The 17,056-nt window shown below is 38.6% G+C and carries 21 protein-coding genes; 3 read left to right on the top strand and 18 right to left on the bottom strand.

Going from position 1 to position 17,056, the window contains the following annotated elements; all coding sequences use genetic code 11:
* Positions 1-102 precede the first annotated feature (102 nt).
* The 11 genes from QM409_RS00860 to QM409_RS00810 all read right to left on the bottom strand — a co-directional run bounded on the left by QM409_RS00860 (position 103) and on the right by QM409_RS00810 (position 5,591).
* A complete protein-coding gene (locus tag QM409_RS00860; RefSeq protein WP_414304939.1) occupies positions 103-708 on the bottom strand; it encodes a hypothetical protein in 606 nt (201 codons plus the stop codon).
* An 89-nt stretch (positions 709-797) separates the two neighbouring features.
* Entirely contained in the window at positions 798-971 is a 174-nt protein-coding gene (locus tag QM409_RS00855) for a hypothetical protein (RefSeq protein ID WP_414304940.1), read from the bottom strand.
* A 245-nt stretch (positions 972-1,216) separates the two neighbouring features.
* Complete coding sequence (locus QM409_RS00850) at positions 1,217-2,068, bottom strand: DnaA ATPase domain-containing protein (protein WP_414304941.1); 852 nt, start codon at positions 2,066-2,068, stop codon at positions 1,217-1,219.
* Between the two features lie 11 nt (positions 2,069-2,079).
* Entirely contained in the window at positions 2,080-2,925 is an 846-nt protein-coding gene (locus tag QM409_RS00845) for a DnaD domain protein (protein ID WP_414304942.1), read from the bottom strand.
* A gap of 2 nt (positions 2,926-2,927) precedes the next feature.
* Positions 2,928-3,116 (bottom strand): hypothetical protein, encoded by a 189-nt coding sequence (locus QM409_RS00840; protein ID WP_414304943.1) that lies wholly within the window; start codon positions 3,114-3,116, stop codon positions 2,928-2,930.
* A 68-nt stretch (positions 3,117-3,184) separates the two neighbouring features.
* Complete coding sequence (locus tag QM409_RS00835) at positions 3,185-3,400, bottom strand: hypothetical protein (protein WP_414304944.1); 216 nt, start codon at positions 3,398-3,400, stop codon at positions 3,185-3,187.
* A gap of 1 nt (position 3,401) precedes the next feature.
* Positions 3,402-3,911, bottom strand: a complete 510-nt coding sequence (locus QM409_RS00830; protein WP_414304945.1) for a hypothetical protein — start codon at positions 3,909-3,911, stop codon at positions 3,402-3,404.
* A gap of 34 nt (positions 3,912-3,945) precedes the next feature.
* Positions 3,946-4,563: a Rha family transcriptional regulator gene (locus tag QM409_RS00825; RefSeq protein WP_414304946.1), complete on the bottom strand. Its 618-nt coding sequence runs from the start codon at positions 4,561-4,563 to the stop codon at positions 3,946-3,948.
* 205 nt (positions 4,564-4,768) lie between these two features.
* The gene (locus tag QM409_RS00820) at positions 4,769-4,921 is read right to left on the bottom strand and encodes a hypothetical protein (protein WP_414304947.1); all 153 of its coding nucleotides are present in this window, start codon (positions 4,919-4,921) and stop codon (positions 4,769-4,771) included.
* A 10-nt stretch (positions 4,922-4,931) separates the two neighbouring features.
* Positions 4,932-5,198: a hypothetical protein gene (locus QM409_RS00815; protein ID WP_061459480.1), complete on the bottom strand. Its 267-nt coding sequence runs from the start codon at positions 5,196-5,198 to the stop codon at positions 4,932-4,934.
* A gap of 204 nt (positions 5,199-5,402) precedes the next feature.
* Complete coding sequence (locus tag QM409_RS00810; RefSeq protein ID WP_000909238.1) at positions 5,403-5,591, bottom strand: helix-turn-helix domain-containing protein; 189 nt, start codon at positions 5,589-5,591, stop codon at positions 5,403-5,405.
* Between the two features lie 149 nt (positions 5,592-5,740).
* Between QM409_RS00810 and QM409_RS00805 the strand changes: the two genes are divergently transcribed.
* Both QM409_RS00805 and QM409_RS00800 read left to right on the top strand, forming a co-directional pair.
* Entirely contained in the window at positions 5,741-6,235 is a 495-nt protein-coding gene (locus tag QM409_RS00805) for a helix-turn-helix domain-containing protein (protein WP_414304948.1), read from the top strand.
* A gap of 73 nt (positions 6,236-6,308) precedes the next feature.
* Entirely contained in the window at positions 6,309-7,472 is a 1,164-nt protein-coding gene (locus QM409_RS00800) for a tyrosine-type recombinase/integrase (RefSeq protein ID WP_414304949.1), read from the top strand.
* A gap of 149 nt (positions 7,473-7,621) precedes the next feature.
* Here the strand turns inward: QM409_RS00800 and eno are convergent, their stop codons facing one another.
* Entirely contained in the window at positions 7,622-8,926 is a 1,305-nt protein-coding gene (gene eno, locus QM409_RS00795) for a surface-displayed alpha-enolase (protein WP_000022821.1), read from the bottom strand.
* Positions 8,927-9,089: 163 nt separating this feature from the next.
* Between eno and QM409_RS00790 the strand changes: the two genes are divergently transcribed.
* A complete protein-coding gene (locus QM409_RS00790) occupies positions 9,090-9,536 on the top strand; it encodes a DUF1694 domain-containing protein (protein WP_414304950.1) in 447 nt (148 codons plus the stop codon).
* Here QM409_RS00790 and QM409_RS00785 read toward each other — a convergent pair.
* Genes QM409_RS00785 through glgB form a run of 6 tightly spaced genes read right to left on the bottom strand, consistent with a single transcriptional unit; the run spans position 9,533 to position 16,979 of the window.
* Positions 9,533-10,648: a glycerate kinase gene (locus QM409_RS00785; protein WP_414304951.1), complete on the bottom strand. Its 1,116-nt coding sequence runs from the start codon at positions 10,646-10,648 to the stop codon at positions 9,533-9,535. The genes QM409_RS00790 and QM409_RS00785 overlap by 4 nt on opposite strands.
* A gap of 8 nt (positions 10,649-10,656) precedes the next feature.
* Positions 10,657-11,301: a phosphoserine phosphatase SerB gene (gene serB, locus QM409_RS00780; RefSeq protein WP_414304952.1), complete on the bottom strand. Its 645-nt coding sequence runs from the start codon at positions 11,299-11,301 to the stop codon at positions 10,657-10,659.
* A gap of 58 nt (positions 11,302-11,359) precedes the next feature.
* Positions 11,360-12,793 carry a glycogen synthase GlgA gene (gene glgA, locus QM409_RS00775; RefSeq protein ID WP_414304953.1) on the bottom strand — a complete coding sequence of 478 codons (1,434 nt, stop codon included), beginning with the start codon at positions 12,791-12,793 and terminating at the stop codon, positions 11,360-11,362.
* Entirely contained in the window at positions 12,790-13,929 is a 1,140-nt protein-coding gene (gene glgD, locus QM409_RS00770) for a glucose-1-phosphate adenylyltransferase subunit GlgD (RefSeq protein WP_049491441.1), read from the bottom strand. Before glgD ends, glgA begins: the two co-directional genes overlap by 4 nt.
* Positions 13,919-15,061: a glucose-1-phosphate adenylyltransferase gene (locus QM409_RS00765; RefSeq protein ID WP_049491443.1), complete on the bottom strand. Its 1,143-nt coding sequence runs from the start codon at positions 15,059-15,061 to the stop codon at positions 13,919-13,921. Before QM409_RS00765 ends, glgD begins: the two co-directional genes overlap by 11 nt.
* Positions 15,051-16,979, bottom strand: a complete 1,929-nt coding sequence (gene glgB, locus QM409_RS00760) for a 1,4-alpha-glucan branching protein GlgB (protein ID WP_045611743.1) — start codon at positions 16,977-16,979, stop codon at positions 15,051-15,053. Before glgB ends, QM409_RS00765 begins: the two co-directional genes overlap by 11 nt.
* Between the last annotated feature and the right edge of the window lie 77 nt (positions 16,980-17,056).

Here is a 17,056-nt window from a genome sequence, read left to right as displayed (position 1 = left end):
GGAATTTCTTTTGTTCGTCCATTGTTCAAGTTATCATCCCAACATTTCCCAACATTTTTTCATCTATTACCTCCAAATAAAATAAAGGGGTTGCCAGCCCCTCTATTTGTTTAAATACTCATCCAAACGACGGTCAAGCTCAGGGGCATCTGAATTTACTACCATTTCAGTTGTTACAGCTTGGATTTTATCGCCGTTGATAAGCAAACTGTAATGACAATATGAAAGTTGCTGCTTAAAGAATAAGATTAGACTTTCTAGCGCCTGCTCTGCATTGAATAATTTCAAGTTGATAGCGATTTCTGGATATTGTTCAGCAATTGACCAAAGTTTTTTAATAGCAAGAGGTTTGTTCTTGTATTTTTCAAAATAACCTAGCAATTCATCCTCTGTCATCTTCATGCTAGCTAACAAAGTCAGCTCTGCCACGTCATCAGCTGTTACGCTGAGTTCTTTTTCTTTTAATGCCTCTAGCTCTAGCTCATGCTGTTTTTCAATTTCTGCATGAATTTTATTATAGGTGTCCCTAGAATAAGTGTCCCCCTCTAACTTATAAGCCTCTAGCTGGTCTTTAGCGTATTTTTCGCCTATCATACCATTTTGTAACTGTTTATGTAATTCCTCTTGTTTAGCAATGTAGCCAGTCATGTACCCATGCTTTTTCTTGCCAAAGGCCTTAATATCATCCTTGATTGTTGTAAATGTCATGTTATCCTCCTTACGACAAAATAAAAGAGGTATGACAAAAGAGCGTTAAACTCAATTATCATACCTCTGGTTTTTCCAGTCAGTATTTATTAACAATGTCCTCCAGTGGTCACTTCCTTATAAACTAACTGCCCATCTTGAGCTTTTAGCTTAATACTGCCATGATCTGGAATTTCAATGTACTTTATTATACCATTTTTTGAGTATAAAACAAAGCCTTTCTCCATCGTTTCTAATAATTTATTATCCTTGTTTTCAGTCATGAATTTCTCCTTTATTTCGATTTATTATAATTTGAATATCCCTAGTCTATTGATTTGACTAGGTTTTTAAGGTTCGTGTTATAAAATACTACCCTTTTTGTGTACCTAATAGTTGTTTTTCGTCATTGATTAAATTACCATGCTTGATTAGTTTGGCCGAGGAAAGCATAGTAATTTTTTTAAGAGGGTGATTTCTCACCCCAGGAAAAGTGTCTAGTTTTGTTTAGGTTTGTAAGAAAATTACTTCAGTTTAACTGCTTTACTTTGTTTTTTAACTGATTAATTGAGTATCGCTTATCCTTGATCGTGAATGACTTGAAAAAGTTACCCTCTAGGCCAGTTCTAACACGGCTGGCCACTCGCTCACTATACAAGCTAACAATCTCTGAGCTGCTTAGATTGGTAGTAATAATGGTTTTATCTCGGTTACTGAGAATATCAAAAATAAACTCTTCTTCCCAGACTGATTTACCTTTACTACTAGCGTTGTCCGATTTTATACCTAAATCATCAAGTACCAGGTAATCAACCTCTTTCAGCATTCTTGAGTAGTGCCCCTCTAGACTAGTAGGAGAGTTAAAGCTCTCTCTAACTCGCCTAAGGATTTCTGTTAGATTGACAAATAGCACGCTCTTAGGCTCTCCTTTGGCCTTGTAGCCCTCGTTTATGGCTTTAGCAATAGCTACGCTCAAATGGCTCTTTCCTATCCCTGTAGATCCTGTAAATAGGGTATTCCCTGTCATACCATCCAGGTATTTCTTTACTTGCCCTCTAGCAAACTCCAGTAGTTGCTTTTCCTCGGCTGTCTCAGCTATGAAATTCTCAAAGCTAGCCTCTTTAAGCTCTCTAGGGATCGTACTGTCTCGCATAAGCACATTATAGGTTTTTAGGTAAATCTCAGCGTTTAGACTGTTATTAACTCCCTCTTGCTCTTGCCTATCAATTTGCTCCTGACAACATTCAGGGCAAAACTCTTGTATACTTCGTTCCTTACTGCCTCTTATCGGTGTTGATATTTGCCAATAATTGACCTTGTGAACCTCACATACCTTTTCACTAATTTTTCTGTTGTTATATTGCTCAAATTTATTTTCCATTGCTCACCCTCCTAAAATGGGTTTTCTTCTGTTCGTGTTTTCAACCATTCTTCACGGCTAATAGGTTCTGATTGTTTAGGAGATTGTTTCCTAGCCTCACGCGCTGCAAAGCTATTTCTAACAAGTTCTACCGTCAATAAATTGTCCTGTTTCCAACGGTTAAGGATTGCCTTGATGTATGCAAAGTTTGCTTTACCCTGACTGACAGCCTCTTTTAACGCCTCATGAATAAGCTCTGGGCTAAAATCTTCTAGCATATACTGCAATTCTTGAATCTGTAACGGTGACAATGCTTTACCTGTCTCAGCTTCAAAAGATTTATAGAGATTTACAAAGTCTTGATTGATGGTAGTGGGAGTGGGTGATTGCTCTTTATCTACTTCTACTCTTTCTCTATCTCTTCTCTTTTCTTCTCTACTCTTCTCTACGTGACCATCTTGTGACAAAGTCACGGCAAGATGGGACTTTGTCGCGTTTTTAGGTTCTTTTTCTCTTGCTCGTTGCCTCTCTTTTCTTACAGCTGATTGAGTTTTTGAGCCTATTCGCTGTACTGCACCAGGTAATGAAACCTCCTCCTCTGATATTTCAACCAGTAACCCTTTACGTTTTAGAAAATCAAATACTGCACTAACATCATCTATAGACTCATCAATATCAAAAGCAAGCTCTGATACAAAATCATCTTCAATACTTTCAAAATACAAAGAGCCATTATTTTTTAAGCTTTTCAATAATAACTTTAGATAGATAGTGGTATATACATAGCCTGCTGCCATTCGTTTCAAAGCCTTCATTTCTTTCTGCTCAAAAAAATCATGCTCCATTTTCAACCACCAATAACGCTTTTCTTCTGCCAAGTCTACTCCTCCCCTGTCGCTAAATATTGCATTCCGTCTAGGTATTCAATTTCAACCAATTTCAAATGATTTTCTATATCAGCCACACACTCTAACGCTCCTATAAATTCCTCATTTTCTAAGATATTTTTCAATCTTTCAATAGCCAAAATTGCTCCATCGTGGCTTTTAATAAACTCTACTAGTTTCATCTGCTTTACCTCAAAATTGTTCTACTACTTGATTAGTTTTAATACTCTCTTATGATTATCTGTTAAACTCATTCAATGCCTCCCCATACATTGACTCCTGCAAGCTGAATATATCGCCCGTAGCAAGGGTTTAAATCCTCGCTAGGTGTTTCTATCATCTGTTTGCTTTCTCGCTCAATATGAGCGCTTTTTTTGCGGTCTCGGTGGTTTAAATAAAGTAGCAAGCCGATCAATACCACCATAAAGATTACCGACTGTGTATTGGTTAAATCTAATTCATTCATGTTAACCCTCCTCATGAATCATCATGCCACGGGTGTACTCAATCGAACTTGTCCATAAGTCCAAGAGATTCTTTTTACCTCGTTTTTTCTTGGCAATATCAACTGCCAAAAGTTCCCATACATAATTTAATAATTGACTTTGATCCATAGGATAGTCATTCTCTTTAGTTATTTCCGCTAGATAAGCGTTTAAGAAAAGAAATCCATCAAATCTAGAAACTTGTTTTATAAAATCAGTGTTGCCCCAATAATTTCCATAAAATGACCGTTCTTTTTGCTCTAGTTCTCCTATTACCTCAGCAACTACTCTCTGTTTCATCCTTTCCGTCTGTTCCTTAAGCGTTTGCTGTTGTTCATGGTATTCTGTGCTGGTCAGTTCATTGTAGACATCATCCAAGTCATTCAATACCCTACTGATCGCTCTTTTAGCTATGATATTTCTAACCCCTGTAAGACTTCCTTGTATTTCTTCTAAATCTGTTGAAATAGCTTCTAATTTATCTGCTAACATGTTTTTACCTCTGTTTCTTTGTTGGTGTGATTTTTTAGCTTATTTTTTTACTTCTAAACATCATTGTCTTAATTTCCTGATAACTCATTTTTAATTCAATCATGGCTATTGCCATATCTTCAAATGCCTGATACTGCTCCAGCTCCTCACTAGTCAAGCTATCGATACCGTTATAGCCCCCACGCTCTTCTCTTAACTGCTTAGCGTTCATGTCTGTTACTGCCTTTAGTAGCAAGTTGTTCATGGTGCTATGCGCGTGCTTTGGTGCATTAGGCCATGTTTCTATACTGTCATGCAAGGTTTTTCTTTTCGGCTTTTCTAGCGCTCTCTGAAGACGAAATTTAGAAAGTTCCTCACGCATTTCAAAGAATGCTTTGACTAGATTTAGTTTGAATTGCCGTACTGTTTCGGTATTCTTTAGATAAGTGATCAGCAAAGTAGCCTGTTGCTCGTTCAGAATATAGGATTTTTTAGGTTGTCCTCTAGTATCTAATTTATGGATTTTAAATCCAAGTATTCCCAACTCTTCAAAGTCAGCCTTATTTTCTCTTATTAAGCGCGTGATAGTGTGGTGTTGTACTTCAGCACATTCAGCGATGATCTCGCTTGTGGTGTACGGCTCTTTCTTACCGTCCATATAGACTAGTTCCATTACGGTTCTACCTCCTGTATAAATCTGGTCAGCATGCTTTTTAATTGCCTCCTCTAGCCTCTTATTTAGCCTCTACAACGGCTTTGGCTAGTGTGTTAATATTATTTACCACTTGTCTCTATAAACGTGTTAGAGGCCTTTATAACGGCTTGTATCGCTGTCTCTATATCCTCCGTGGAATAGTAGCTTTGTTTTCTAGTACCATTCAAGATTTGTTTAACTCATTTCTTGAAAGAAATAAAATTACATCTTCTTCATCCTTGGCATCTGCTTTATCTGAGACAAATAGAATGTCAATGCCTGGTAGATAAAACCCATCGTCTATTTGTTTAGTTGGTTTGAAAGTAACAATTTTCATTTCATAACTCCTATTTTATTGCTAAAAATAAATACACATCTGACGGACGATAGAATACTTTCTTAGCTCCATCCATCGGGGTCTGATAACGTTTAAGGCCAAGATTCTCCCAGTTATCAAGGGTTGTAGCACTTATACCTAGCAGATCCATTAATTCTTTACGAGAAATTAAATCTAACTTACTAGATCGTTGTTTTTCTAGCTCAACTAAAGTTTCAAGAGTCTGTTTAAGAAGCTGTAAACCCTGTAACTGTATTTCTTTAGACAGAATTTCCATTTATATCCTCCATTTTTCCTTTTTATAAATTATGTTGTCTTTCTCCTCTAATTTTGATAAAATAAAAGGAGACTATTTACAAAGGGGGTTGTCCCTTTGCTAAATACCTAACAAAACCACGCGCCTTGCCTTTGCTTGAGTTTTGTTATTTTTCCTTAGCCGTGTACGTTGGTTTGGTCGCCTGTACGCGGCTTTTTACTTACTTTAAATTTCTTCTACTAGCCAAGTCATCACGCTTTCATAGATACGCTTAGGGGCATCATAGTTTCCATTCTCAACTTTGGTTAGAGTTTGAGATTTAATTCCCAACTGCTCCGATACCGCTTTTTTGGTTAGCTGTAATCTTGCACGCTTGATACGTACTTTTTCAGCAAGAGATAAAGTTATAAGCATTGGTTTCACCTCCTTTTTCTCCATTTTTGGAGAATTTTTATTTTACAAAGTCATTTTATCTCCTTTTTTGGCATTTGTCAACAAAAAACTCCTTTTTTTCTCCATTTTTGGCATTTTGTGTTATAATCTCTTTAGAAAGGATGTATAAGATGAATAGAATTAAGCAATTACGAAAAGAAAATAATCTTACTCAAAGAGAACTTGCTAATGAAACTAAAATCCCTTATAGAACCATACAACGTTGGGAGAATGGAGAAACTGATATAAAATCCGATGCTGCTCAGGTACTTGCTGACTATTTTGGAGTATCAATTCCTCACTTACTAGGTTATAGCGATTTGATAACCGATACAGATAGTGATACTAAAGCAATGGCGTACACATACTTATTAACTTTTGTAGATGAAGAACAAATTATTGAATTTGAAAAAGAGTTCATTCGTGCAAACGATAATAGTGATACTTTTGGTGATTTAGGTAGTGGTGAAAAGGCGTTGGAAAAATACTATCAAGCATTATGCTATTTAGTTCCTCCTTATAGGGATATATTGGCTAGGTATGCCTTTTTGCCACTAGATGAAAAAAAATCAATCTATAATATTATCGTTGGTTTAAGTAATAACTCATCAAAAGAAAATAAATAACTTTAAACATCATGTATAAATACCTAACAAAACCACGCGCCTTGCCTGCTGATGGAAAGAAAGGTACAAATACATGAATATCAAAGAGAAAATCAAAAAGAATGGCCAAAGAGTTTATTATGCTAGTGTTTATCTAGGTGTTGACCAACTAACGGGCAAAAAAGCCCGTACAACTGTTACAGCAACCACTAAAAAGGGAGTTAAAGTAAAAGCGCGTGATGCGATCAATACTTTTGCTGCTAATGGCTATACAGTTAAAGACAAGCCGACAATTACAACATACAATGAGCTTGTAAAAGTTTGGTGGGATAGTTACAAGAATACAGTTAAGCCAAATACTCGCCAATCTATGGATGGATTGGTTAGAGTGCATTTATCGCCTGTATTTGGCGATTACAAGCTATCTAAACTCACTACGCCTATTCTTCAACAGCAAGTAAACAAATGGGCTGACAAGGCAAATAAAGGCGAAAAAGGAGCATTTGCTAACTACTCCTTGCTCCATAACATTAATAAGCGTATTTTGAAATATGGCGTAGCTATCCAGGTAATACAATACAACCCAGCTAATGATGTCATCGTTCCACGCAAACAGCAAAAAGAAAAGGCTGCTGTCAAATACTTAGACAACAAAGAATTAAAACAGTTTCTGAATTATTTAGATACTCTGGATCAATCAAATTATGAAAACCTATTTGATGTTGTCCTGTATAAGACTTTACTGGCCACTGGTTGCCGTATTAGTGAGGCTCTGGCTCTTGAATGGTCTGATATTGACCTAGAAAGCGGTGTTATCAGTATCAATAAGACATTAAACCGCTATCAAGAAATTAATTCGCCTAAATCAAACGCTGGTTATCGTGATATACCAATAGACAAAGCTACCCTACTTTTACTTAAACAATACAAGAATCGTCAACAAATTCAGTCTTGGAAATTAGGTCGTACTGAAACGGTCGTATTCTCTGTATTTACAGAAAAATATGCTTATGCTTGCAACTTACGCAAACGCCTAAATAAGCATTTTGAGAATGCTGGTGTAACGAATGTATCATTCCACGGTTTCCGCCATACACATACCACTATGATGTTATACGCTCAGACTAGCCCTAAAGATGTCCAATACAGATTGGGACACTCTAACTTATTAGTGACTGAAAATGTATACTGGCATACAAACCAAGAAAACGCAAAAAAAGCTGTCTCAAATTATGAAACAGCCATCAATAATTTATAAAGGGTGTCACGATCAGTGACTACCCTCTTACTATACTTAAAATTACTATCGGGTAACTAAAAGGGTAGTAAAATAAGAAAAAGCACTAAGGGAAAGCGCCCCAAAGTGCTTATTTTAAAGGCTTTACGCCATCTAATCTAGAAATTAGATTATTTTTTCAAGTTGTAGAATGATTTCAATCCACGGTATTCTGCTACTTCACCAAGTTGGTCTTCGATGCGAAGCAATTGGTTGTATTTAGCGATACGGTCTGTACGTGAAAGTGAACCTGTTTTGATTTGTCCTGCGTTAGTTGCAACTGCGATGTCAGCGATTGTTGAATCTTCAGTTTCACCTGAACGGTGTGATACAACGGCAGTGTAACCAGCTTCTTTCGCCATTTCGATAGCGTCGAATGTTTCAGTAAGAGTACCGATTTGGTTAACTTTGATAAGGATTGAGTTAGCAGCACCTTCTGCAATACCTTTTTCAAGGTAAGAAGTGTTTGTTACGAAGAAGTCGTCACCAACCAATTGAACTTTACCACCAAGACGTTCAGTAAGAGCTTTCCAACCGTCCCAGTCATTTTCATCCATACCATCTTCGATAGTGATGATTGGGTATTTGTTTACCAATTCTTCAAGGTAATCGATTTGTTCTGCAGCAGTACGTACAGCTGCTCCTTCACCTTCGAATTTAGTGTAGTCGTAAACTTTACGTTCTTTATCGTAGAATTCTGATGAAGCACAGTCAAATCCGATAAATACGTCTTTACCAGGAACATACCCAGCAGCTTCGATAGCAGCAAGGATAGTTTCAACTCCGTCTTCAGTTCCTTCAAAACGAGGAGCAAATCCACCTTCGTCACCTACGGCTGTTTCCAAACCACGAGATTTAAGGATTTTCTTAAGAGCATGGAAGATTTCAGCACCCCAACGAAGAGCTTCTTTGAATGATGGCGCACCAGCAGGTACGATCATGAATTCTTGGAAAGCGATTGGAGCGTCAGAGTGAGAACCACCGTTGATGATGTTCATCATTGGAGTTGGAAGAACTTTAGTGTTGAATCCACCTAGGTAGCTGTAAAGTGGGATTTCAAGGTAGTCAGCAGCAGCACGAGCTACAGCGATAGACACACCAAGGATTGCGTTTGCACCCAATTTACCTTTGTTAGGAGTACCGTCAAGAGCGATCATAGCACGGTCGATAGCTTGTTGATCACGTACATCGTAGCCAATGATAGCTTCAGCAATGATGTTGTTTACGTTGTCAACAGCTTTTTGTGTACCAAGACCACCGTAACGAGATTTGTCACCGTCGCGAAGTTCAACTGCTTCGTGTTCACCAGTAGAAGCTCCTGATGGAACCATACCACGTCCGAAAGCACCTGATTCAGTGTAAACTTCTACTTCAAGTGTTGGGTTACCGCGTGAGTCTAGGACTTCGCGAGCGTAAACATCAGTAATAATTGACATTTTTTACTCTCCTTATGAGTTAAATTTTTTACACCTCTATAATACCTTAAAACCCCTCCTTTTTCAAGAAAAAACGTTATCTTTGTGCAAATTTTCCTTAACTTTATAAAGTAATCGCTTTCTTTTGTCTGTTTTATTCTAACTTTTATGATATACTGTTTTCATGACAGATTTATCAAAACAATTACTTGAAAAAGCTCATGGTGGGCCAAAATTAAATCCGGATGAGCAAAGACGCTATCTTGGTACTTTTGAGGAAAGAGTTCTTGGATATGCAGATATTGACACAGCAAATAGCCCTCAGTTAGAAAAAGGTTTTTTATCTATTTTAGAAAATCTTCAGGAAAAAGCAGAGCCACTATTTGTGAAGATTTCACCAACTATCGAATTTGACAAACAAGTTTTCTACTTAAAAGAAGCAAAAGAAACTGATAGTCAAGCTACCATTGTATCTGAAGAGCATACTTCTTCTCCTTTTGGCCTGATTATCCACACCAATGCACCAGTTCAAGTAGAAGAAAAGAATCTTCGACTTGCTTTTGCAAAACTTTGGGAAGGTAAAAAGGAAGAACCAGCCAAAACATCCTTATGGAAGAAATGGTTTGGCTAAACATTGCGCATACTTAATAAACGCCCAATATTGGCAGCCGTGCGCTCCAAATAGAGACTGGCATTTTTCAAACTATCTTCTAGAGGTCCGCTTTTCTCTGAAATAGAAAAGGCAGCTTGGATATTTTCAAATGGTAGAGAAGGTAAATCTTCAGCAAGACTACCACAAATAGCAATGACAGGAACTCCGACAGGGGTTCTTTTTGCAACACCTATAGGGGCTTTACCTGCTAAACTTTGACGATCTAGCCTTCCTTCTCCTACAACAACCAAGTCAGCATGTGAAACTTTCTTATCAAAGTTGATTAAGTTCAAGCAGGTATCAATTCCAGATACGATATTTGCCCGAGCAAAGGCACACAAACCGCCAGCAAGACCTCCACCAGCTCCTGCTCCTTTAATTTCCAATGTTGCAGGTAAGATTTTTTCATAAAAATCTTGTATTGCCTGATCTACGACTGCAAACATAGTAGGATGTAGGCCTTTTTGCTTGCCAAAAGTGTAAGTCGCACCTTGATGACCACATAAAGGACTTACGACATCTGCTAAAATACGAATTTGAACATCTTCAGGAATTTCATAGCGATTTTCTGTTGAAACAGAAGCTAAGTTTAATAAGGACTGACCGCATGCAGGCAATACATTTCCATCCTTGTCATAAAATTGATACCCCAATCCAGCAGCAATACCAATACCGCCATCATTACTGGCCGTGCCACCAACGCCGATATAGATTTCTTTAATCCCTTGAGCAATGAGATGACGAATCAACTCTCCAATACCACAAGTTTGGATTTGAAGTGGATTTCGTTTCTCTATCGGAATTTTTCCAAAGCCAACAAAATCCGAAACTTCAAATAGTGCCAGTTGACTTTTTTGAAAATAGCGCATGGCTTCTTTTTGTCCAAAAGCTCCTGTCACTTGGATCCATTTTTCTTCAAGGTCAAGAGAATGTCGAATGGAATCTACTGTACCTTCTCCCCCATCACCAACAGGGCAGAGGAGACATTCTACATCTGCTATCGATTGTTGGAAGCCTCTTTTTATTGCTTCAGCTACCTGTTGAGCTGTCAAGCTTTCCTTAAATGAATCTGGTGCAATTACAATCTTCATATTTCACCTCATTCTAAACAGTCAATCAAGGGAAGAACTTCTAAAAAATCCCTCTTGTCAACATGGTTTGGTATTTCTTGTTTCAGTACTTCTTTGGCACAAAAAGCAATTCCCAGTCCTGCCGACTTCAACATTAATAAGTCATTAGCCCCGTCACCGATTGCAACAGTTCTTTCTTGAGGAAGTTTTAGTTCCTCTCTCCATTTTTCCAGAGTCTCTTTTTTGATCTCGGGATTGATAATTTGTCCAACTAATTTTCCTGCTAAAAGACCATCTTTGATTTCAAGTTGGTTGGCAGAGAAATAGGCAACTCCAAGAGATTTTGCTAATCTCTCAACTATTGGAGTAAAACCACCGGACACCAGACCTACTAGGATTCCATTCTTTTGGAGAATGGAAATAAATTTCTGTGCATTTGGCGATAGATGAATAGACTTGAAGACTTTATCAAAGACCGAAATAGGAAGGCCTTCCAAGAAGGACACTCTGTCTCGTAAACTGCTTTCAAAGTTCAACTCTCCTCGCATTGCCCGACTTGTAATCTGCGAAATTTCCTCCTCACGACCTGCCTCTCTACCCAAAAGATCAATCATTTCTTCTAGGATTAAGGTTCCATCAACATCCATAACACACAAACCTTTTACTTGAGACATCAGTTCTCCTCTCTAAATAGCCCAAAAATCGTATGAAGTCATCATACGATTTTATCTATTAATTAACTAAACTATGGTACAAGTCAAGGTATGACCTGCAGGCTGTATCCCATGAGAAATCACACTCCATAGCTTGTTTTTGTAGACTTCTCCAAACATCAGGATGCTTTCTATACAAGTCCAAAGCTGTTTGGAAAGTCCAATTCAACCAGTAAGGAGATAGATTGTCAAAGCTAAAGCCAGTACCGCTTCCTTCAATTGGATTAAAGGCTTTAACGGTATCTCGCAACCCACCAACTTCATGGACCAATGGCAAGGTTCCGTAACGCATAGCCATCATTTGAGACAAACCACATGGTTCAAAACGACTTGGCATAAGGAAGAGGTCACAAGCAGCGTAGATTTCTTGAGCTAGTTTGACATCAAAAGTGATATTTGCTGATAGCTTGTCTGGGTAGATTTGAGCAAACCATGAGAAAGCTCCTTCAAAGGCTGGATCTCCAGTTCCCAAAAGAACAATCTGAATATCATTTTGCAAGATATGGTGCAAACTTTCCACCACCACATCAAAACCTTTTTGACGTGTCAAACGAGAAACAATTCCCACCAGTAGAACATCAGTCCTAACGGGTAAGCCAACTCTTTCTTGCAATTTTGCCTTATTCTGGGCCTTCCCAGACAAATCTTCCTGATTAAAATGATAGTCTAAAAGGGCATCCGTCTGAGGATTATAAAGGTCAGCATCAATCCCATTTACGATACCAGAGACCTTACCAGACTCCATTCGAAGAATCTGATCCAAGTTACATCCAAACTGACTAGTCATAATTTCATGAGCATAGCTAGGCGAAACGGTTGAAACACGATCCGCATAGAGAATACCAGCCTTCATCCAGTTCAGACAGTTATTCCAGCGAAGGGTACCATCAGCATAACGCTCAAAGCCAACTCCAAACAAATCCCATAACATTCCTTCTGAAAATTGTCCTTGGAATTCTAAATTATGAATGGTTAAAACAGTTTTAATTCCTTGATAGGCTTGAATCCAACGGTATTTTTCCTTTAACAAGAAAGGTATCATGGCTGTATGGTAGTCATGAACATGGAGAAGGTCAGGGATAAAGTCAATCCTTTCCATAGCCTCAATGGCAGCCAGTTGGAAGAAAGCGAAGCGTTCCCCATCGTCAAAATCACCGTAAACATGGCCACGGAAGAAATAATATTGGTTGTCAATAAAGTAGAAGGTTACACCGTTTAAGACGGTTTTCTTAATCCCACAGTACTGTCTGCGCCAACCGACGCTCACCTCAAAATGAAGAACATCTTCAATCTGATTTCCAAATTTAGCCTCTACCATGTCATAGTAGGGTAAAATCACTGCAACTTCGTGCCCAGCTTTTACCAGTGATTTTGGAAGAGCGCCAATGACGTCTCCCAAACCACCTGTTTTTGAAAAGGGTGCACCCTCTGCTGCTACAAATAAAATTTTCATGAATGAATATCCTCTGTTACTTTAGCACCTTTCTTAACGACGACTGGATGTTCTGCAGTTCCACGGATCACTACTCCATCCGCAACTTCAACACCCTTGTCCAATATAGCGTATTCTACCTGAGCACCTTCTCCAATAACAACACGAGGGAATAAGATGCTATCTTTAACCAAGCTATCCTTATGGACATGAATATTACGTGATAAAACAGAATTAGCCACTTGACCTTCAACAATACTACCAGAAGCAAACTGAGAAGTACTTACCTTAGATGTATTGGCATAGTAAGTTGGCTCTTCGTTTTTGACCTTTGTATAAATCTTTTGGTTTGGTGAGAAGAGAGAATAGAACTTTTGCGATTCAAGCATATCGATATTCGCTTTATAATAAGACTCTACAGAATGAATGTTGGCTAGGTAGCCTGTGTACTCGTAGGCAAAAGCCCCTTCTTTTGCAGCCAAATCCCGTAAAACATAGCGCAACTTCTCTGGATGTTCTTTCTTAGCCTCTTCTTCTAAGCGTTCAATCAACCAAGGGGTATCAACGACAAAGATATCTGTCGACATATTGTAAACTTCATCTGATGATTTACTATCAAAGAGTTTATGAGAACGAACATGGTCTGTTTCATCCACTTCCAAGATTGCGTTTACTTCTGAAATGTCTTTCTTAGCTAGTTTTTTATAAACTACAGTGATAGGCCCTTTTGTTGTACTATGTAGATGGAAAACTTGGTTCAAATCAATATTAATCAAAACATCACAGTTGAGTGAAACTGTTTGGTTTGAGCCAGAACGTTTCAAGTAAGTAAGAAGTTGTTGGTAGTATTCTTTTCCAACTGTACTACTTTCCACACGAGTATTGTAAATACCTAGATAATAGTGGCTAAGAAGAGTTGACAAGCCCCACTCACGTCCTGAACGGATATGGTCAAAGACTGAGCTGATATTGTCTTGTTGGAAAATACCAAAAATACTACGGACACCAGCATTAGCAAGACTTGAAAGCGGGAAGTCAATCAAGCGATATTTACCACCAAATGGCAAACTAGCTACTGGACGGTGGTCTGTCAGTGTTGACATATCATGAAAACCAACTGTGTTTCCTAAAATGGCAGAATATTTATCAATCTTCATCTGTTGCTACCCCCACTACTTCATCATATCCTACAACTTGTACTTCTTCTGTTCCATCAATTTCGACACCATCAGAAATAACTGCACCTTCACCAATAATGGCACGTTTGATTTTAGCTCCCTGACCGACAATTGCACCACTCATGATAACTGAATCTACTACTTCTGCCCCTTCGCGAACTTGCGCACCTGTTGAGAGGATAGAATGTTTAACAGTTCCATCTACGAAACAGCCATCGACAACCAAGGAATCTTCCACATGAGCATTTGCCCCAAGGAAGTTTGGTGGTGAAATTAAGTTTCTTGAGTAAATCTTCCATTGACGGTTACGGCTATCCAAGGCATTTTCTGGTGAAATATATTCCATGTTAGCTTCCCAAAGTGACTCAATAGTACCAACATCTTTCCAGTAGCCATTAAACTCATATGCATAGACACTTTCACCTGACTCAAGGTAATTTGGAATGACATTCTTACCGAAGTCTGACATATCGACATTGCTCTTTTCAGCAGTAACAAGCATATTGCGCAGACGTTGCCAATCAAAAATGTAAATTCCCATAGAAGCTTTTGTAGATTTAGGTTGAGCTGGTTTTTCTTCAAATTCAACAATGCGGTTATTGGCATCTGTGTTCATAATACCAAAACGGCTAGCTTCCTTAAGAGGAACATCAAGAACTGCTACTGTCAAACTAGCATTGTTATCCTTGTGTGACTGGAGCATATCATCATAGTCCATTTTATAGATGTGGTCCCCAGATAGAATCAAAACATACTCAGGATTGACACTGTCGATATAATCGATATTTTGGTAAATAGCGTGACTAGTCCCTTCGAACCAACGATTTCCTTCACTTGCAGAATAAGGTTGAAGAATAGAGACACCAGAATTGATACCATCTAGTCCCCAGCTTGAACCATTCCCGATATGGTTGTTGAGAGCAAGTGGTTGGTACTGTGTAATGACTCCAACATTGTTGATGCCTGAGTTGGCACAGTTTGAAAGAGCAAAGTCAATGATACGGTAGCGCCCACCAAATTGCACAGCTGGTTTTGCAATGCTTTGAGTGAGTTTACCGAGACGAGTTCCTTGCCCACCAGCAAGAATCAAAGCTAACATTTCATTCTTCATTTTCTACTCCTTTTTGGTTTTTACTTGTGACGGTTTTAGTAGGTTTTAAGCGACGTTTGATTTTCCAAACACTTGCTCCCATAGCCGGTAGGGTAAAGGTCAAGGTCTGCTCATAATCTTTCCATAGTCCTTCTTGCGTTTGCACAGTTTGATTATGTTCTTTCCAAACGCCTCCCCACTCTTCTAACTCAGTATTCCAGACTTCTTCGTAAATCCCTGCAACAGGAAGTCCGATTGTAAAATCTTTTCGTTCAACTGGTGCCATGTTAAAGACGCAGACTAGCATATCGTCCTTCTTACCCTTACGGATGAAAGAAAGAACACTCTGGTCTCGATTATCCGCATCAATGATTTCAATACCATCATAGCTGGTATCGATTTCCCACAAACAGCGATGATCTTTGTAAAACTGGTTTAGCTGAGAAGTGAAATACTTCATCTTCGCATTCATTGGATCTTCTAGGTTTGACCATTCCAACTGTTCTTCAGATTTCCATTCTAGGAATTGCCCATATTCACTACCCATGAAAAGCAATTTTTTACCTGGGTGACAAATTTGGTAAGTGTAGAGATTGCGCAAGCCTGCGAATTGATTGTAGCGATCTCCCCACATCTTATGCATCATACTCTTCTTACCGTGAACCACTTCATCGTGCGAGAATGGTAGGAGATAGTTTTCCTTGAAGACATACATAAAGCTGAAAGTCACCAGATTAAAGTCATATTTACGGTAAATCGGATCTTCTTCGTAGAATCGGAGGATATCATTCATCCAGCCCATATTCCACTTGTAGTCAAATCCTAGACCATCTGAATCCTTAGTGTCAGTAATCTGAGTAGCTGATGAACTTTCTTCTGCAATCATCATCACATCTGGATGAACTAGTTTAATCACATCATTCAAGCGTTGAAGGAAATAATATCCCTCATAGTTGAGATTGCCACCATCTTTATTAGGTGTCCATGGAGCATCATCGTAGTCTAAATAGAGTATATTGCTGACAGCATCCACACGAATACCATCTAGATGGTAAAAGTCAATCCAAAACTTAATACTAGAAATCAAGAAGGACTGGACTTCATTTTTTCCAAGGTCAAAATTGAGAGCGCCCCAACCATAGTTATGAGCCTTATTATGGTCTTGGTACTCAAAAGTCGGTGTCCCGTCATAATAAGCTAAGGCATCATCATTAATGGTGAAATGACCAGGTACCCAGTCTACAATAACCCCAATATTGTTTAAGTGACATTCCTCAACAAAATCTTGAAATTCTTCAGGACGACCATAGGCATGCTCTAGAGCAAAGTAACCCATAAGCTGATAGCCCCAACTCAAACCTAGTGGGTGAGACATCAAAGGCATAAACTCAATGTGAGTATAGTTCATCTCAACCAAGTAAGGAATGAGTTCATCTTTCAATTGAGAAAAACTATAGGGGCTGCCATCAGGATTTCTCTTCCAAGAGCCAGCATGAGCCTCGTAAATATTGACAGGACGCTCTTCAAAGCTCAAGCGTTTTCTACGGGCTAGCCAGAGACCATCCTTCCATTTCTTTTCTGGAATCTCTGTTAAAATAGCCCCAGTACCAGGTCGTGCCTCATACCTTACAGCCAAAGGGTCAATCTTCATCAACTGATGACCGTTTGATCGTGTGATATGATACTTATAAATTTGGCCTTCTTGAGCAAGAGTGGTAAAGACTTCCCAGATCCCAAATTCATTTCGTTCCATTGGAATTTGATTTTCAACCCAATTGGTGAAATCCCCTACCAAGTGAACAGCCTGAGCATTAGGCGCCCACACACGAAAAGTATAGCCATACTCTCCATTTTTTTCTTCCCTATGAGCTCCCAGATAGTGCTGGAGGTGAAAATTTTCACCTGTCATAAAGGTTTTTAAAGCATTATTCTTATCCATACACCCTCCTAATTCTGTAAGCGTTTTCTATAGATTTATTATACTACCTTTTTAGGGAAGATTCAAGTAAATTACGG

It is taken from the genome of Streptococcus mitis (assembly GCF_047465045.1).
Taxonomy (GTDB): domain Bacteria; phylum Bacillota; class Bacilli; order Lactobacillales; family Streptococcaceae; genus Streptococcus; species Streptococcus mitis_DT.
This window is presented reverse-complemented; position numbering and strand designations above follow the sequence as displayed.

Bases quoted from the DNA above. Each gene is read 5' to 3' on its own strand.
- QM409_RS00860 (WP_414304939.1), bottom strand. From the start codon at position 708: ATGACATTTACAACAATCAAGGATGATATTAAGGCCTTTGGCAAGAAA.
- QM409_RS00855 (WP_414304940.1), bottom strand. From the start codon at position 971: ATGACTGAAAACAAGGATAATAAATTATTAGAAACGATGGAGAAAGGC.
- QM409_RS00850 (WP_414304941.1), bottom strand. From the start codon at position 2,068: ATGGAAAATAAATTTGAGCAATATAACAACAGAAAAATTAGTGAAAAG.
- QM409_RS00840 (WP_414304943.1), bottom strand. From the start codon at position 3,116: ATGAAACTAGTAGAGTTTATTAAAAGCCACGATGGAGCAATTTTGGCT.
- QM409_RS00835 (WP_414304944.1), bottom strand. From the start codon at position 3,400: ATGAATGAATTAGATTTAACCAATACACAGTCGGTAATCTTTATGGTG.
- QM409_RS00830 (WP_414304945.1), bottom strand. From the start codon at position 3,911: ATGTTAGCAGATAAATTAGAAGCTATTTCAACAGATTTAGAAGAAATA.
- QM409_RS00825 (WP_414304946.1), bottom strand. From the start codon at position 4,563: ATGGAACTAGTCTATATGGACGGTAAGAAAGAGCCGTACACCACAAGC.
- QM409_RS00820 (WP_414304947.1), bottom strand. From the start codon at position 4,921: ATGAAAATTGTTACTTTCAAACCAACTAAACAAATAGACGATGGGTTT.
- QM409_RS00815 (WP_061459480.1), bottom strand. From the start codon at position 5,198: ATGGAAATTCTGTCTAAAGAAATACAGTTACAGGGTTTACAGCTTCTT.
- QM409_RS00810 (WP_000909238.1), bottom strand. From the start codon at position 5,591: ATGCTTATAACTTTATCTCTTGCTGAAAAAGTACGTATCAAGCGTGCA.
- QM409_RS00805 (WP_414304948.1), top strand. From the start codon at position 5,741: ATGAATAGAATTAAGCAATTACGAAAAGAAAATAATCTTACTCAAAGA.
- QM409_RS00800 (WP_414304949.1), top strand. From the start codon at position 6,309: ATGAATATCAAAGAGAAAATCAAAAAGAATGGCCAAAGAGTTTATTAT.
- eno (WP_000022821.1), bottom strand. From the start codon at position 8,926: ATGTCAATTATTACTGATGTTTACGCTCGCGAAGTCCTAGACTCACGC.
- QM409_RS00790 (WP_414304950.1), top strand. From the start codon at position 9,090: ATGACAGATTTATCAAAACAATTACTTGAAAAAGCTCATGGTGGGCCA.
- QM409_RS00785 (WP_414304951.1), bottom strand. From the start codon at position 10,648: ATGAAGATTGTAATTGCACCAGATTCATTTAAGGAAAGCTTGACAGCT.
- serB (WP_414304952.1), bottom strand. From the start codon at position 11,301: ATGTCTCAAGTAAAAGGTTTGTGTGTTATGGATGTTGATGGAACCTTA.
- glgA (WP_414304953.1), bottom strand. From the start codon at position 12,793: ATGAAAATTTTATTTGTAGCAGCAGAGGGTGCACCCTTTTCAAAAACA.
- glgD (WP_049491441.1), bottom strand. From the start codon at position 13,929: ATGAAGATTGATAAATATTCTGCCATTTTAGGAAACACAGTTGGTTTT.
- QM409_RS00765 (WP_049491443.1), bottom strand. From the start codon at position 15,061: ATGAAGAATGAAATGTTAGCTTTGATTCTTGCTGGTGGGCAAGGAACT.
- glgB (WP_045611743.1), bottom strand. From the start codon at position 16,979: ATGGATAAGAATAATGCTTTAAAAACCTTTATGACAGGTGAAAATTTT.